This is a genomic window from Deinococcus sp. YIM 77859 (assembly GCF_000745175.1).
Taxonomy (GTDB): Bacteria; Deinococcota; Deinococci; order Deinococcales; family Deinococcaceae; genus Deinococcus.
Map to the genome: position 1 here is coordinate 1977679 of NZ_JQNI01000002.1, position 16178 is coordinate 1993856.

The following is a 16178-nucleotide window of genomic DNA, read 5'->3' on the forward strand; positions in this document are numbered from 1 at the left end:
TCCCCGCCTGCCTACACTGAGGCCTATGCAACTGCGTTTTTTGGGTCAGAGTGCGTTTCTTCTCGAAAGCGGCGAGCACCGCGTTCTGATTGACCCTTTTATCGCGGGCAATCCCCAGTCCCCCATCACTGTGGAGGAGGCCCTGGGCTGGAACCTCAGCGCGGTTCTGATCAGCCACGCCCACGGCGACCACTGGGGCAACGCGCTCGACTTTGGCCGAGCCGGCGTGCCCATCATCGGCACCGCTGAGATCGGCGGGTACGCGCAGCAACACGGCGCGCAAAACGCCGTCGGGATGAACATCGGCGGCACTTACCGCGCCTCCTGGGGCAGCGTGACCCTCACCCCCGCCTGGCACTCCTCCTCCTTTCCCGACGGAACCTATGGCGGCATGCCGACCGGCCTGGTGATCGAGCTGGACGGCGTGCGGGTGTACCACGCGGGCGACACCAACCTGTTTGGGGACATGCGTCTCATCGGAGACCGGGGGCTGGACGTGGCCCTGTTGCCCATCGGGGACCACTACACGATGGGGCCGGAGGAGGCGGCCCGTGCGCTGGAGCTGCTGCGCCCGCGTATCGCCATCCCCATGCACTACGGCACCTTTCCGGTGTTGACCGGAGACCCGCAGGTGTTTGCGCGCGAAGGCCGGGAGCGCGGCGTGGACGTGCGGGTGCTGGCGCCGGGGGAGACGACGGAGGCGTGAGGGGCAATTCCGCGCCGGGGAGAAGCTGCCGGAATCCTAAACTCTCCCCATGAACCGGACGGACCGCCTCTTCGCGTTGCTGCTTGAACTTCGCGGAGGTGGCTGGACGCCCGCCGAGGACCTGGCCCGCACCTTCGGTGTCAGCGTGCGGACCGTTTACCGCGACATGCTGGCTCTGGGCGAGGCAGGTGTGCCGCTGGTCAGCTTGCCGGGCAAGGGCTACCGCCTGCTCGAAGGCTATTTCCTGCCACCGCTTCACCTGACGGTGGAAGAGGCGGTGATGCTGACCCTCGGCGGCGACGCGGTGCGGGGGGCTTTCGATGCCGAGTATGCCCAGGCATTGACCTCGGCGCTGCGCAAACTGGAGGCGGCTCTCCCCGAGGGCAAGCGTGTGGAAGTGGTCGAGCTCCGCCGCCACTTGCGCGTGATTCCACCGAATGAGAGTGGGGACGCCGAGACGCTGCGGCGGTTACGCGCTGCCGTGCTGGGCCGCCGCGCCGTGGCCTTCGCCTATCACAAGCCGGATGCACCTGTGGAAACGCGGGAGGTCTATCCCCTGTCCCTGATTCACCTGAATGGCGTCTGGCTCCTGGGAGCGTTCGACCCGGCACGCGGCGCGCGGCGGACTTTCCGCCTCACCCGTATGGCCGAGGTGCGCCTGTTGCCGCAGACGTTCGAGCTTGACCCCCGCTGGCGGGCCGGTCCCGCTCCGGAACGCGAGCGGCGGGGGGTGCGGGTCCGCTTGCAGTTTCCCGACGAACTCCGGCGGGCCGTGCGGGAGCGGCCTCATTTCTTCCAGACGGCAGCACAGGATGTGGCGGGCGGGTTTGAAGTGACCCTCCAGGTCCGTGACCTGCGTGACGTTCTCGCCTGGGTGTTGTCGTGGGGCGCGGGCGTCCAGGTGCTGGAGCCACCCGAACTGCGGGAGCAGGTCCGCGAGGAAGCGCGGCGGATGCTCCTGACATAGGGGTGTCACTGTCCTCCGGCAAGCTGGACTCAGGAGGTCAGAGATGAAGACCATTCTCGCTTTTGTCACCCTGCATACGCCCGATTACCCGGCGGCCCGCGCCTACTTCACTGAGGTGCTGGGCTTCGAGCCGACCGAGGAGCGTCCGGGCGCGAACGCCTTTGTGCAGGCGAGCGGCGCCGGGCTGGCGATCCGTGAAGACCGTGAGGCCAGACCACCGCTCGGCGCGGGTGTGACCGCCTATTTCATCGTGCCGGATCTGGAGAACTACCACGCGCAACTCGCCCGGCGCGGCGCGGAGATCGTTGAACCGCCGCACAATATGCCCTTTGGCCGAACCTTCACGGTAAAGACCCCTGACGGTCACCGGCTCGGCTTCTACGAGGCCTGAACGGCCCCCTTCCCAAAAGACCTACCCCGTCCCCTGAAACTCCACCTGTACGCCCAGCCCGTCCGCCTGTTGCCGAGCCTGCGTGAGCTGAGCTTGGGCGGCGGGGCGCAGAGCGCGTTCGGGCCTTTGCCAGAGGGCCTGGGCGACCTTGCTCGCCCGGCGCACGACCAGCACCTCTCCGGGGCGAGCGAGGGTCACGGCGGCCAGCAGGGCCTGAGCGCTGGGGGGCACGTCCGAGAGGGGATCAAGGTTGACGAGGGCGGTGACGCGCTCGCCGGGGCGGCGCAGGCTCACACGCGCTTCGGGCAGGGCGGGGCGCTGCTCGATCAGGACGTCCGCCTGCGGCCCGTCCTGCTCGGGGGAGGAAAGGCCCCGCCGCGCGTTGTTGGCCAGATCATGCGCGGCCATCATGTGCCGCCGGGTCCGAGGTGCGTACCGCACGCGCAACCCCACCTGCCGCGCCTGCGCCTCGTCCTGAACCGCACGTGCGAGGTCGGCGAGCCTGTGCGGTCCGCGGCCCCGGCCCACCGACGCGATCACGGCCTCGTTGTCGGTATAGACGGTGAGGCCCTCGCCCGCCGGAGCGTGCCGCACCGCCTCAAGCACCGCCCTCACCTCCGCGGCGTTGTTGTCTGGCGCGTTCAGTTGCCCCTGGTAGCGGGTGGGCAGCTCACCGGGGCGCAGCAGCACCAGCCCCCAGCCCCCCACCCCGTACCCATCGGGCCGCTCGTGCCAGCTCGCATCCACATACGCCTGATTCATGGGGAGCCTCCCTCCTGACACGGATGGCTGCTCTCTGACGGCTGAAGGCTCTGGTTCACCGGTCTCCCATCATGCACCCTCCCGCCCCGGCTGAATGCGATACTCGCCGCATGGACGTTCTGGCCCTCTACCGAGAGGCGGGCGCGTACCACGAGGGGCATTTTCTGCTCGCGTCGGGCCGCCACTCGCCCAAGTTCCTGCAATCCACCACCGTGCTGCAATATCCGCACCTCACCGAGCGGATCGGCCAGGCCCTCGCCGCAAAACTGCGAGAGGCCGGGATTCAAGCCGGTCTCCTCGTCGGCCCGGCGATGGGCGGGGTCATCCTCGCCTATGAGACGGCTCGCCACTACGGCACCCGCGCCATCTTCACGGAAAAGGACGGCCAGGGCGGGATGAAGGTCCGCGAGGCCTTTACTGTCCAGCCGGGAGAAGCCTTTGTCGCGGTCGAGGACGTGCTCACCACCGGCGGCAGCGTCCTCAAGGCCGTCCGCGCGGTGGAGGCTCTGGGCGGCCGGTGCGCCGCTGTGGCCTGCATCGTGGACCGCCGCCGCGAGGAGGGGCCGCTTTCGGGTTACCCCCTCGTCAGCCTCACCCGGCTGTACTTCGACACCTATGCGCCGGATGAGGTGCCGGCGTGGCTGGCCGAGCGGCCCTTGCAGGAGATCTGAGGTTCTGAGGAACGGTGTCTGGCGTCGCCTCCAGCGCCTGTGCCCGGGCAGTCTCCTAGGCGAACGGCGGGCAGCTCCCTCCCCGCAGAGCTGCCCGCTTGTCCCTGAACGCGAAGAGGCCGGCGCCGCCCTTGCCCCCCCGCGGAGCGCCTTACACCTCCAGCAGCATCCGTGCCGGGTCTTCGAGCAGGTTCTTGATCGTCACCAGGAACTGCACGGCTTCCTTGCCGTCAATGATGCGGTGATCATACGAGAGGGCCACGTACATCATCGGACGGATCACGACCTGGCCCTGCTCCGCAACCGGGCGCTCAACGATGTTGTGCATCCCCAGAATGGCGCTCTGCGGCGCATTGATGATCGGGGTGCTCATCAGCGAGCCGAAGGTGCCGCCGTTGGTGATGGAAAAGGTGCCGCCGCTCATCTCTTCCAGCGTCAGCTTGCCGCTCCGCGCCTTTCCTGCGAACTCGGCGATCTTCTTTTCGATGTCGGCCAGGCTCAGCTGGTCGGTGTCGCGCAGGATGGGCACGACCAGGCCACGGTCAGAGGCCACCGCGATGCCGATGTCGTAGTAGCCGTGATAGATAATGTCCTTGCCCTCGACGCTCGCGTTGACCACCGGGAACTGCTTGAGGGCCTCGGTCGCCGCGCGCACAAAAAGGCTCATGAAGCCCAGCTTCACGCCGTGCTTGGCGACAAACTGGTCCTGGTACTTCTTCCGCAGGTCCATCGCCGGCTTCATGTTGATCTCGTTGAAGGTGGTGAGCAGCGCAGCGGTGTTCTGCACCTCCTTGAGGCGCTCGGCGATGCGCTGACGAATGCGGGTCATGGGGACCCGTTGCTCGGGCCGCGCTCCCGGCGGAACCTGGGAGACGGGCGCTGGTGCCGGTGCGGACGGGCTGCTGGCCGCAGCCTGCTGGCTGACGGGTTGCGCCGCCGACTGCGGACCCTGGTAGGTCAAGCCGCCCTGCGCGGCGGCGACAGCGTCCGCCTTGGTGATGTTGCCCTTGGGCCCGGTCGCGGGCAGCTGCGCCGGGTCAAGGCCCTGTTCCGCGACGATCTTGCGCACAGCCGGAGAGAGGTCCTCGCGGCGGGCCGCGGCCGGCTGCTGCCCCTGGCTGTCGGCTTGAACGGCGGTGCCGCCCGCGCTCGTTTCTCCCGCGACCGGGCCCAAGGCCTGGTCAGGGGCGGGCGTGCTGGCGGCGGCCTCGCCGATGGTCCCCAGCACTTCCTCGCTCAGGACGGTGTCACCCTCCTGTTTGGTCACGCTTTGGAGCACACCGTCCTGCTGGGCGGTGACCTCAAGCACGACCTTGTCGGTCTCGATCTCCGCGATGACCTCGCCGCGCTTGACGGCCTCGCCGGGCTGCTTGTGCCAGGTCAGGAGCGTACCCTCGCTCACCGACTCAGAAAATACGGGAACCTTGATCTCCGCCATAACGCCTTCCTTTATACCCCTGCTGAAGCGTGACTGTCCGAGTGACGCTTCTGGGGAGCTGTAGCCCGTGTTCAGGGGACCGGAGGATGCCCCCGGCCCCCGCCCGCTCTGCGCTCAGGACTGCGCGCTGGTTTGGGCCGTCTTCTTGATCTCCGCCTCGACGACCTCGCGGGTCACCGGTTCGCCCAGCGCGGCAGCAATCACCTGCGCCTGCTCCAGGGCGTGCACGTGGGCATAGCCGACGGCCGTGCTCGCCGAACGCGGGCGGCTGGCGTGGGTCAGGCGTTGCCCCGCGGCCAGCACCCGTTCCAGATCCTCGCGGATCATCAGCCACGCGCCCTGGTTTTCGGGCTCCTCCTGCGCCCAGACCACCTGCGCGCCGGGGAATTGGGCGAGTTCGGCCCGCAGCGCCTCTGCCGGGAAGGGATAGAGCTGCTCCAGGCGAATGAGCGCGGTGCCGGCATAGCCCTCCCTGTCGGCCTCCCGCGCCTCAAAGAGTTCCCAGTGCAGCTTGCCGGAGCTGATCACCACCCGGCTGGCCTGCTGCACCCTGTCGTCCCCGATGACCTCTTGGAAGCGGCCTTCCGCCAGCTCGGACAGCGAGCTCATGGCGAGCTTGTGGCGCAGCAGGCTCTTGGGCGTCATCACGATCAAGGGCTTGCGGTAGGGCCGCAGCACCTGGCGGCGCAGCAGGTGAAACATCTGCGCGGCGCTGCTGGGAACCACCACCTGCATGTTCTTTTGGGCGCACAGTTGCAGGTAGCGTTCCAGCCGGGCGCTGGAGTGCTCGGGCCCGGCCCCCTCGTAGCCGTGCGGAAGCAGCATGGTCAGCCCCGAGAGGCGCTGCCACTTGCTCTCGCCCGCACTGAGGAACTGGTCAATCACGGCCTGCGCCCCGTTGGCAAAGTCCCCGAACTGCGCTTCCCAGGCGACCAGCGCCTTGGGCTCGGAGGTGGAGTATCCGTACTCAAACGCGAGAACCGCCTCCTCCGAGAGCGTGGAGTCAATGATTTCCACCCGGCCCTGATCCGGGGCGAGGTGCGCGAGGCTGACGTACTCCTCGTTCAGCGGGTCTTGCGCCTGCTGGTTGTGCAGCACTGCATGCCGGTGGCTAAAGGTGCCGCGCCCCGAATCCTGACCGTCGAGGCGGACGCTGTAGCCCTCCGTGAGCAGCGTGGCGTAGGCCAGCATCTCGCCCATGCCCCAATCGAGCGGCTGTTCGCCCTTCGCCATCGCCCGGCGGGCGTCCAGCACCCGCTTCACGCCCCGGTGAAGTGCAAAGCCCTCCGGCACTTCCGTGAGCTTGAGGCCGAGCTCGGTCAGCCTGGCCTGGGGCACGGCGGTGGGTGTCTCCTCGGTCCAGTGGGTGTGGATGTACTGGCTCCAGTCGGCCGCCAGCTTGCTCTGCTCCACGTTCTCAATTTCCTCGACAACCGCGTCCCCGGCGTCAAGCCGCTCGCGGTAGCGCTCGACGAGCTCGTCTGCCTCGCCGGGCTTCAGCACGCCCGCCCGCTCCAGCGCCTGCGCGTACAGGGCGCGGGTCCCGGGATGGGTCCTGATTTCCCGGTACATGATGGGCTGGGTCATGGTGGGGTCGTCGGCCTCGTTGTGCCCGTGGCGGCGGAAGGAGATCAGGTCGATGAAGACGTCCTTGCCGAAGGTCTGGCGGTATTCCAGCGCGAGGTCACCGCAAAAGGCCACCGCCTCCGGGTCGTCGCCGTTGACGTGCAGCACGGGCGCGTTGGCGATTTTTGCCACATCGGTGCAGTAGCGGCTGGAGCGGGTGTCACGCGGGTCGCTGACCGTGAAGCCGATCTGGTTATTGATCACGATGCGCACCGCTCCACCCGTTGTGAAGCCGCGCAGGCGCGAGAGGTTGAGGGTCTCCATCACCACGCCCTGGCCGCTGACCGCAGCGTCGCCGTGGACGGTGATGGGCAGCACCTGCTTGCGCTCGGTGTCGCCGCGGCGATCCTGGCGAGCCCGCACGCTGCCGTGCACGACCGGCGAGACGATCTCCAGATGGCTGGGGTTAAAGGCGAGCGCGAGGTGCATCGGACCGCCCGGCGTGCGCACGTCGCTGGAAAAGCCCATGTGGTACTTCACGTCGCCCGCCACATCGGGGTTATCGCTGAGCTTTTTCTTGCCCTCGAACTCGGCGAAGAGGTCGGCGGGTTTCTTGCCAAAAATGTTCACCAGCACGTTGAGGCGCCCGCGGTGGGCCATGCCGATGACCGTTTCCTTGACGCCGTAGCGGCCCGCCTGCTGAATGATGCGGTCGAGAAGTGGAATGAAACTCTCGCTTCCTTCCAGCGAAAACCGCTTCTGGCCCACGTACTTGATGTGCAGGTACCGTTCCAGGCCCTCGGCCGCGTTGAGCTTGTGCAGAAAGCGGCGGCGTTCCTCCGGGCTGTACTGGCCGCGTCCGCGCGTCGGCTCGATGCGCTCCTGAAACCACCGGCGCTCCGGCGCGGGCAGGTAGTTGAACTCGAAGCCGATCGAGCCGCAGTACGTCTCCTGAAGCTGCGCGATCACGTCCCGCAGGGTGCCGCTGAAAGGGCCTTCCTGCACCTGCACGTGCTCCTGCAGTTGCGCTTCCGAGAGGCCATAGAACTCGGGGGTGAGTTCGGGCACCACCGGAACGCCGCGCATCTTGAGGGGATTGGTTCGGGCGCTGATGTGGCCATACACGCGGTAGGCGGTAATCAGGGCGCCCGCGGCCTGCTGGGCACCGCTCAGCCCCGCGCTTGTGCTGGGTGCAGGAGCGGCGGCACCCCGGCGCTGCGTTCCTAGGGCATAGAACGCCTGCTGCACCGCCGAGTGAGCCGTCTCGCTCGCCCCGCCGCGCAGCTCGTCAAAATACGCGCGCCACTCGGGGTCCACGTTTCCAGGGTCGGCCAGGTACGCCTCGTACAGCCCCTCGATAAAGGCCGCGTTCCCGCCGGACATGATGGTTGGTGACTGCGTCATAACGCCCTTCAGCATACCCCCACGCGGTCTCGGGGCGATGACTCCGCGCCACACTGCCCCTGTTCCCAGGGAGGTCACAGCACCCCCAAGCCTTTTCTTCATGAGCCGGGCCACGCCGTGCCCTTAAAGGTGCTGTCATCTCGTGGGGTGTCTAGACGGCTATCACGGGGAGGGCAAGACCTAGGGGAAGTTGCGACGCCTGGAAGGACCAGGTGGCACCTCGCCCACGCCCGCAGAGGAGGGGAACATGACCCGTTACCGTGATGACCGCGAAGGCGACCGTTACATGCGCGACATGCGCGATGACCGCCGCTATGACAGCCGGTATGGTCGCGACGACGACCGTGGCCTGATGGAACGCGTGAGTGACTGGTTCCAGGGCCGCGACGACGACCGGGGCCGCTACGGTGACGACCGCTATGGCGACCGCTCGGGAATGGGCCAGGGCTACGGCGGCTCCTCTGGCCGCGGTGGCTGGGGCCAAGGCTACGGCTACGGCCGCGGTGACCGCACCATGGTCTACGGCGTGGATCCGGGCGATATGGGCTACGGCGCCGGTGCGTCGGGCCGTTCCTACGGTCAGGAGTACGGGCAGAGCCAGAGGTACGGTCAGGGCTACGGCCAGAGCGGCATGTCCGGCATGGACCGTGGGATGTACGGCAGCCAGGGCGCCTCGTATGGTGGTGGGTACGGTGGCGGCCAGTACGGCAGCATGGGCCAGGGATACGGGCAGGACTCTGGTCAGGGCGGGATGCAGAGCTACCGGGGCCGCGGCCCCAAGGGGTACCAGCGCAGTGATGAACGCATCCGCGAGGAAGTCAACGACGCCCTCGAAGACGACCACAGCGTGGATGCCAGCGACATCGAGGTACAGGTGCAAAACGGTGAAGTGACCCTCACCGGTACGGTCAGTGATCGCCAGCAGAAGCGCCGCGCCGAGGAGTGTGCGGAACGGGTGCGCGGTGTCAAGGACGTCCACAACCAACTGCGTGTGCAGCAGGGCGGCATGGAGCGCTCCGGAACGACCATGGGGAACCAGACCGGCAGCAGCCAGTCCAGCATGGGCAGCCAGAGCGGCGGCATCGGCATGGGTGGCGGCAGCGGCAGCAGCAGCACTGTGGACCGCACCGGCAGCACCGGCTACACCAGCACCGGCGGCACGGCGGCCGGGTCCCTGGGTAGCGGGCCCAGCACCGATAACACAGACACCGACAGCAACCGGCGCTAAGGGTCCGGCCAGGGCCTTGAGCGCCACCTGACCTTTGGGCGCTGAACACGGGGAGAACGCCCTCGTGTTCAGCGTTCCCCCCCCGCGAGGAGCACCATGACTTCAGACGACACTCGCCCCACCGCGCAGGAGGGCCTTCCTCCAGACGTCGGCAACGGCATGGCGGACCGCTCGGAGTGGACGGGCGGATCCAGAAGCGGCCTGACCGATACGCCCACGGTCACCGATAGTCCCCGCCGCCCCTCCGACCGAGAGGACCGGGGCATTCCCGACCGGCCCGGCCAGGCCGATGACGGGACCTCCACCGGAACGACCTTCGGCACGACGGGGCTGGACGATAAGGGCCTTTAACCCGTTGGGGAGCCTGTGCCGTCAGACCGGCGCGGCGTTCTCGTTCACAGCGGCGGGCTGACGCACCCGGCGGCGTAACCCGTCGGCATAGTCAGCGAGGTCAGCCAGCAGGTCGCGAATCTCCGTGCGCAGCAGGTACTCGCCGCCGGAAAGCGGTGTCAGGGCCAGGAACGGCGCGCGGGTGAGGGTGTCGAGGATGCTGCGCAGTTCGGCGATGTTCACGCCGCTCCCCAGCCGCTCGGCCAGACGAGAAACGTTGATCACGCTGTGGGCGGGGTGCGCCGCCAGCGTGAGCAGCACAAAGGAAAAGGCGCCCCGCTGAGCCAGGTGAGCCCCAACCAGCTCCGAGATGCTCGCGGCCGATTCTAGGTCAAGGTGACCCGCCTGCCAGTACCCGCGCAGATCGAGGGGAGAAAGCGGGGCGAGCCGCGCGTGCTCGATGAGCGCGGCCAGCGCCTCGCGTGTCAGGTGCGGCTGTCCCTGCGGACGTTCCGTCTCTCCGGTCACCAGCAGCGCGTAGTCTGCGCCCTCGCGCCAACGGGGGGTGTGCAGCGCGGCGGGCTCCAGGGCGAGCTGGACCGTGTATCCGTACGTACCCAGTTCGGCGGCCAGGCGTGCCACCTGCGGGACGGGAAACGTGAGGCGGTAGCCGGTCAGCCGAGCGAGTTCCGCGAGTTGGTCTTCGAGTCGGCTGGGCAGCGGCACCGCAGCGCGGGAAGCGGCGCGCTCACGCCCGGCCTCGGCAGGGCTCCCCTGGGGGGCGCTGGTCGTCTGGCCAGGCGCCGGCGCGTGCACCCGCGCGGCACTCGCTTCTGGGGCCTTTTCAGGCGCGGTGCCTGAATGCACACGCCGGGGGAGCTCGGTGACGCTGCGCTGGCCCTCCTGGGAGCGGGGCTGTTCTAGGCGCACCTCGCGGACGTGCGGGGTGGCCGTCACCACCACCCGGCGGGCTTCCGGCACCGCTTCCGTGGTGGTCCGACTGGCTGGCAATGGGGCTGGGTGGGGCTTGACGACGGCCTCCACCTGGTAGCGTCCCGGCGCGAGGGGCGTCAGCAGCAGCACGTCGTTCACGCCCAGGTTGCCGTCATGGTAGAGGTTCCTCAGGCCCCAGACCCGTCCCGCCGCGCGGTCTACCTCCGCCGTGTACTCACGGCCGCGTTCGTCCACAAGCAGCACCGGGCCGCTTTCCGGGAAGGTGCTGTCGAGGTACTTCAAAAGACGCAGGCTACCCTCTTGCAGACAGGGACGGGTGATGATGTAACGCACTTGTTTCATGCGGAGGAACCTCCATGAAGAGCGCCCCGCGAGGCTGCGGGAACGCGGCACGACGGCGCGAGTTGTTCCCCCAAAAAATAGCAGACTCAGCGGTAAGACAAGGGCAGAAGGCACGCCCACACGGCAGAAAACTTCACGAAGTGTGAGAAAGGGCACGTCTGGGGGGCGCTAGACTGTCTGTCGTGACCCTGACTGATCCGCAGGCCCGAACCCTTCACCTGATTGGGGCCTACTACGAGGCCTTTAATGCCGGAGAGCCCGCCGCCCTGCTCGCCCTGCTGAGCGGTGACGTGCGCCACGACATCAACGAGGGTGAAACGCAGCATGGGCGGGAAGCCTTCGGGGCGTTTTTGCGCCGCATGGACAGCCACTACCGTGAGCGGGTCACCGACCTCGTGGTGATGGCGACCCCAGACGGCACCCGCGCCGCCGCCGAGTTCGTGATTCACGGCGAGTACCTGCGAACCGATCCGGGGTTGCCGGAAGCGCGGGGCCAGACCTACGTGCTGCCCGTCGGGGCCTTTTTTGAGGTGCGGGACGAGAAGATCACCCGCGTCACGAACTACTACAACCTGGCCGAGTGGACGCGGCAGGTACAGGGGAATCCTTGAGCCTGACTGTTGTCCCCGTCACGGGAAAGGACCTGCGGGCGGTCATTCCCGACCTGGCACGGCTGCGGATGACGGTCTTCCGTGACTTCCCTTACCTCTACGCGGGCAGCCCCGAGTACGAGGAAGGCTATCTGGCGACCTACCTCAACGCGCCCGGCGCCCTGGTGGTTCTGGTGCGGGACGGCGAGCGGGTGATCGGCGCGAGCACCGCGCTGCCACTGCTGGAGGAAACGGCAGAAGTGCGGGCGCCCTTTCTGCGTTCCGAGTTTGACCCCGCCGCCGTGCTGTACCTTGGCGAGAGCGTGCTGCTGCCCGAATACCGGGGGCAGGGTCTGGGGCACCGCTTTTTCGACGAGCGAGAAGCGCACGCCGCTCGCCTGGGCCTCCCCATCACCGCCTTCTGTGCGGTGCAGCGCCCGGAGGACCACCCGGCTCGTCCCCCGAGCCACCGTTCCCTGCATGCCTTTTGGCGGGCGCGCGGCTACGCAGAGCGGCCCGACCTAGAGACCGTGCTCTCCTGGCAGGACGTGGGCGAGTCCCAGGAGACGCCCAAAGTGATGCGCTTCTGGGTCAGGAGTGGGGGATAACCCCCTTCCCTCACTCCACCGTCACGCTCTTGGCCAGGTTGCGGGGCTTGTCCACATCCTTGCCAAGGGCGGTGGCCGTGAAGTAGGCGAGCAGCTGCATGGCGACCGCGTTCACCACCGGGCTGACCATCTCGTGCGCCCGTGGCACGTACAGCACGTCGTCGGCGTGACGAGCGTTTTCCGTGTCACCATCCGAGAGCAGGGCGATGACCTTGCCGGAGCGGGCGCGGACCTCCTGCACGTTGCTGATGGTCTTTTCGAGGAGGCGGCTTGCGGTGGCAACCACCACGACGGGAAGCTGTTCGTCGATCAGGGCGATCGGACCGTGTTTCATCTCGCCCGCCGCGTAGGCTTCAGCGTGAATGTAGCTGATCTCCTTGAGCTTCAGCGCCCCCTCAAAGGCGGTGGGCGCGTTCACCCCGCGGCCCAGGAACAGGTAGTCGCGGGCGCCAGCGTACTTCTCGGCGACCTCCTTGATCCGCGCCACCCGCTCGGGGGCAAGGGCTTCTTCCACCAGGCGCGGCAGTTCGCGGGTCGCGTGCAGGAGTTCTTGCGCCGCAGTCTCCGTCAGGGTACCGCGCGCCCGGCCCAGCCACAGCGCGAGCAGCACAAAGGCGCTCACCATGCTGGTATACGCCTTGGTGCTGGCCACCCCGATCTCCGGCCCCGCATGGATGTACAGCGTATCGTCGAGTTCGCGGGTCATCGAGCTGCCCTTGGCGTTGATGACCCCTAGGGTCCTCGCGCCGCCCCTTTTGGCCTCGCGCAGCGCCTCAAGCGTGTCGATCGTCTCGCCCGACTGGCTCACCACGATGGCCAGGGTCTGCTCGCTCACGATGGGATGGCGGTAGCGGTACTCCGAAGCCACGTCCACCTCCACCGGAATTCGCGCGAGCTCCTCGATGAGGTACTCGCCGACCAGCCCGGCGTAGTAGGCGGTGCCGCAGGCGATGATGGCGATGCGCTTGAAGGAGGACGGGTGAAGGCCGATGTCGAGATTCACCTCACCCGTCTCGTCGTGCAGGCGTCCAATCAGGGTATTGGTGAGGGCTTGGGGCTGCTCGTAGATCTCCTTGAGCATATAGGTATCGAAGCCGCCCTTTTCTGCCGCCTCCGCGTCCCACTCGATGTGCTCCACCGGGCGGGTGACCGGATGGCCCGCCAGGTCAGTCAGGCGGTAGCCGTCGTCACTGAGCACCGCCATGTCGCCGTCGTGCAAAAAGACCATTCGCCGGGTGTACGGCAGAAGCGCGGGCACGTCCGACGCGAGGAACATCTCGCCCTCCCCGACCCCCATCACCAGCGGGCTCACGGTGCGGGCCGCCACGATCTCCCGGTGGTCGACATGCGTCACCACGATGCTGTACGCGCCGCGCACCTGCGAGAGCGCCCGCCGCACGGCCTCGTACAGGTCACCCCCATACGCCTCCTCGATCAGGTGCGCGAGCACCTCCGAATCGGTTTCGCTTCTAAAGGTGTGCCCGCGGGCGAGGAGCCCCTCTTTCAGCGAGAGGTAATTTTCGATGATGCCGTTGTGGATGATGACGATCTTGCCGTCCTCGGTCGCGTGCGGATGCGCGTTCGTGTCGTTGGGCACGCCGTGGGTGGCCCAGCGCGTGTGGCCGATGCCCAGCGTGCCCGCCAGCGGCGCCTGCGTAAGCTCATCGCTGAGGTTGGCGAGTTTGCCCGCCTTCTTCCTCACCGCGATGCACGCGCCGTCACCGACCGCCACGCCCGCGCTGTCATAGCCGCGGTATTCCAAACGGGAGAGGCCCGAGATCAGAACGTCCTGCGCCTGCCGGGTGCCGATATAACCGACGATTCCGCACATACAAGCCTCCTCTGGTGTGCCGCCGACACACCCGAGCGGGAACATGGGGTGGGGTCCTCCAGCTCGCACACCGAACAACCGGCCCCCCCCAGCCTCCTGATCCGCTTCCAGCCTTTGCCGGAGCGGATGGTGTCTGACGTTGGAGGGTGGCACTGCGCGGCCTTATGCCCACGTCGCCGTGGGGGTTATCGCCGCGCTTCCTTCCCCTGCCAGGAGGGAAAGTCGGGGAGGCCCGTGCCGGGCCTGGAGGCATCCGCAGAACGCTCGCTCACCTCCACCTCGTCTTCTGCCCCAGGCCGCTCGTTCGGGCCTCAGACAGACCTTGCGCTTCCCGTTGGACGAACCGGACACCAGCGGTTCGGGGGCAGGATAGCACCTTTGGGGAGTATCGTGTGCATGATACTCACAGGAGGAGCGGCGGCTGAGCCACGCCTAGGGCACGGCGCTCGCCGGCACCTGTTCGAGCGCGTTCAGAACGTCCAGGATCAGGTCCTGCGCGTCCTCGATGCCCAGCGAGAGGCGCACCAGCCCCGGTGTGACGCCCTGGCGTGCCAGCGTCTCCGTGCCCAGGAGCTGATGGGTGGTGCTGGCGGGGTGGCTGGAGAGACTTTCTACGTCGCCTAGGCTAACGGCCTGGGTGAAGAGCCGTAGGCCGTTCAGAAAGGCAAAGGCTGCCTCTGGCGTGCCGAGATCCAGGCTGACCAGGCCTCCGTAGGCGCTCATCTGCCGGGAGGCGACGTCGTGGCCGGGGTGCTCGGGCAGGCCGGGGTAATGCAGGGCCCCTAGGGCGGGGTGTCCCCGCAGCGCCTGAGCGAGCGCTTGGGCATTGGCACAGTGGGCGTCCATTCGCAGCGGGAGGGTCTTGAGGCCGCGCAGCAGCAGGTAGGCGTCCTGCGGTCCCAGAACGGCGCCGACATGCCGCAGCCCGTGCAGCCGCAATTCGCCGACGAGCTCGGGGTTGCCCGCCACGACCCCCGCGATCACGTCGCCGTGCCCGCCCAGGTACTTGGTCGCGGAGTGCAGCACCAGGTCGGCCCCAAACTCCAGCGGGCGCGTCAGGTACGGCGTGCAGAAGGTGTTGTCCACCACGACCAGCGCCCCTACCGTGTGCGCGATCTCGCAGGCCGCCCGCAGGTCGACGATCTTCAGCGTGGGGTTGGTGGGCGTTTCCAGCCACACCAGGCGGGTCCGGCCGCTGAGCACCGCGCGCAGGCTGTCCACGTCCCCCGCCTCGTGCACCGTCACGCCAAAGCGCCCCAGGATATCGCGCAACAGCCCCTCGGTGCCGCCGTAGAGGGGCCCCACAAAGGCCACCTCGTCTCCGGAGGTCAGGAAGGTGAGGGCAACCGCGCTCGCCGCACCCATGCCACTTCCAAAGGCGACGGCGTCCCCGGCGCCCTCCAGACTCGCCACCTTTTCTTCAAAGGCCCGCACGGTGGGATTGCCCAGGCGCGAGTAGAAATAGCCGGCCTCTTGCCCGGCAAAGAGGCGCGCGCCCCGCTCGGCGCTGCCGTACCCGAACGTCGAGGTGGCGTAGATGGGCACGGCGTGGGCACCCGTGACCGGATCGAGGCCGTGACCGGCATGAACGGCGCGGGTGCGAAACCCAGCCCGCAGCTCCTGTTTAGACATGTCCCCAGTCTAACCGTTCGGCAGCCGCCGCACCGGGAGGCGGACCCAACCGCGGCGGGAGAGCCAGCGCAGGAGAATGACCACCGCTGCCCCCGACAGCTGCGCCCCAAAGGTGGGCAGGTGGGGAGCGAGCAGGTACACGGCGGCGGCTCCGGCCGCGGCGGCGGTGGCGTAGAGCTGGTCGCGGCGGTACATCACCTCCGGGACCTCGTTGGCGATCAGGTCGCGGATGATGCCGCCTCCCACGCCGCTGAGCATTCCGGCAAACATCACCCCCAGCGGTCCTAGGCCCAGCCCCAGGGCACCCACCGCGCCGGACGCGGCAAACAGGGCGAGGCCAAGCGTATCGAAGACGCTCAGGGTGCGCTCGAAGCGGGCCAGGCGTTCCCCAAAGGCAAAGGCGAGCACGGCGCCCAGCAGCGCCAGCCACAGGTACGTCTCGTCGCGCAGGAAAAGAGGGGGCGTCTGTCCGGTCAGGGTGTCCCGGATCGCCCCGCCGCCCACCGCCGTCACGCAGCCCAGCACCAGCACGCCCAACAGATCAAACCGTTTGCGAACCGCGAGCAGCGCTCCCGACATGCTAAAGGCGAGCACACCCAAGAGGTCGAGGAGGTGGAGTCCCTCTTGCCAGGTCACGTGGGGAAAAGGTCCCTGTGGCAGCGTCCATTCGGGCATCGCTGGTCATGCTAGCGCGCTCTTTTGGGAAAGCAGGAAGACATGCTATACTCGCCCCTGTTGTCTCGCGCCTGCGAGAAGAT

15 protein-coding genes are annotated in these 16178 nt (G+C 67.8%); 8 read left to right on the forward strand and 7 right to left on the reverse strand.

Annotated features, from left to right (window positions below; genetic code table 11):
- Positions 1 to 25: 25 nt before the first annotated feature.
- From EI73_RS09785 to EI73_RS09795, 3 genes are read left to right on the forward strand one after another with little or no spacing between them, the layout of a single operon-like run.
- Entirely contained in the window at positions 26 to 706 is a 681-nt protein-coding gene (locus EI73_RS09785; RefSeq protein ID WP_034386319.1) for a metal-dependent hydrolase, read from the forward strand.
- 49 nt (positions 707 to 755) lie between these two features.
- A complete protein-coding gene (locus EI73_RS09790; RefSeq protein WP_034386322.1) occupies positions 756 to 1673 on the forward strand; it encodes a YafY family protein in 918 nt (305 codons plus the stop codon).
- Between the two features lie 43 nt (positions 1674 to 1716).
- The gene (locus EI73_RS09795) at positions 1717 to 2064 is read left to right on the forward strand and encodes a VOC family protein (protein WP_034386324.1); all 348 of its coding nucleotides are present in this window, start codon (positions 1717 to 1719) and stop codon (positions 2062 to 2064) included.
- Positions 2065 to 2085: 21 nt separating this feature from the next.
- Here the strand turns inward: EI73_RS09795 and EI73_RS09800 are convergent, their stop codons facing one another.
- Positions 2086 to 2826, reverse strand: coding sequence for a ribonuclease HI (locus EI73_RS09800; protein ID WP_034386327.1), 741 nt, complete (start codon positions 2824 to 2826; stop codon positions 2086 to 2088).
- A 110-nt stretch (positions 2827 to 2936) separates the two neighbouring features.
- Between EI73_RS09800 and pyrE the strand changes: the two genes are divergently transcribed.
- Positions 2937 to 3497 (forward strand): orotate phosphoribosyltransferase, encoded by a 561-nt coding sequence (gene pyrE, locus EI73_RS09805; protein WP_034386330.1) that lies wholly within the window; start codon positions 2937 to 2939, stop codon positions 3495 to 3497.
- Between the two features lie 151 nt (positions 3498 to 3648).
- On the opposite strand, the gene odhB is transcribed toward pyrE, so the two are convergent.
- The gene (gene odhB / locus EI73_RS09810) at positions 3649 to 4935 is read right to left on the reverse strand and encodes a 2-oxoglutarate dehydrogenase complex dihydrolipoyllysine-residue succinyltransferase (protein ID WP_034386333.1); all 1287 of its coding nucleotides are present in this window, start codon (positions 4933 to 4935) and stop codon (positions 3649 to 3651) included.
- A gap of 114 nt (positions 4936 to 5049) precedes the next feature.
- Complete coding sequence (locus EI73_RS09815) at positions 5050 to 7905, reverse strand: 2-oxoglutarate dehydrogenase E1 component (protein WP_034388036.1); 2856 nt, start codon at positions 7903 to 7905, stop codon at positions 5050 to 5052.
- 247 nt (positions 7906 to 8152) lie between these two features.
- Here EI73_RS09815 and EI73_RS09820 point away from each other — a divergent pair, with 247 nt between their 5' ends.
- Positions 8153 to 9133 carry a BON domain-containing protein gene (locus EI73_RS09820; RefSeq protein WP_034386337.1) on the forward strand — a complete coding sequence of 327 codons (981 nt, stop codon included), beginning with the start codon at positions 8153 to 8155 and terminating at the stop codon, positions 9131 to 9133.
- 96 nt (positions 9134 to 9229) lie between these two features.
- Positions 9230 to 9484, forward strand: coding sequence for a hypothetical protein (locus EI73_RS09825; RefSeq protein ID WP_034386340.1), 255 nt, complete (start codon positions 9230 to 9232; stop codon positions 9482 to 9484).
- Positions 9485 to 9505: 21 nt separating this feature from the next.
- On the opposite strand, the gene EI73_RS09830 is transcribed toward EI73_RS09825, so the two are convergent.
- Entirely contained in the window at positions 9506 to 10759 is a 1254-nt protein-coding gene (locus EI73_RS09830) for a hypothetical protein (RefSeq protein WP_034386341.1), read from the reverse strand.
- A 182-nt stretch (positions 10760 to 10941) separates the two neighbouring features.
- On the opposite strand from EI73_RS09830, the gene EI73_RS09835 reads away from it, so the two are divergent.
- Together EI73_RS09835 and EI73_RS09840 are read left to right on the forward strand one after the other, a co-directional pair.
- Positions 10942 to 11370, forward strand: coding sequence for a ketosteroid isomerase-related protein (locus EI73_RS09835; RefSeq protein ID WP_051935473.1), 429 nt, complete (start codon positions 10942 to 10944; stop codon positions 11368 to 11370).
- Positions 11367 to 11957 (forward strand): GNAT family N-acetyltransferase, encoded by a 591-nt coding sequence (locus tag EI73_RS09840; protein WP_034386342.1) that lies wholly within the window; start codon positions 11367 to 11369, stop codon positions 11955 to 11957. The genes EI73_RS09835 and EI73_RS09840 overlap by 4 nt, the downstream gene beginning before the upstream one ends.
- 10 nt (positions 11958 to 11967) lie before the next feature.
- On the opposite strand, the gene glmS is transcribed toward EI73_RS09840, so the two are convergent.
- From glmS to EI73_RS09855, 3 genes are all read right to left on the reverse strand, one after another.
- Entirely contained in the window at positions 11968 to 13788 is a 1821-nt protein-coding gene (gene glmS, locus EI73_RS09845; protein ID WP_034386343.1) for a glutamine--fructose-6-phosphate transaminase (isomerizing), read from the reverse strand.
- Positions 13789 to 14220: 432 nt separating this feature from the next.
- Positions 14221 to 15420, reverse strand: a complete 1200-nt coding sequence (locus EI73_RS09850; RefSeq protein ID WP_034386344.1) for a PLP-dependent aspartate aminotransferase family protein — start codon at positions 15418 to 15420, stop codon at positions 14221 to 14223.
- A gap of 9 nt (positions 15421 to 15429) precedes the next feature.
- A complete protein-coding gene (locus tag EI73_RS09855) occupies positions 15430 to 16095 on the reverse strand; it encodes a trimeric intracellular cation channel family protein (RefSeq protein WP_051935474.1) in 666 nt (221 codons plus the stop codon).
- Between the last annotated feature and the right edge of the window lie 83 nt (positions 16096 to 16178).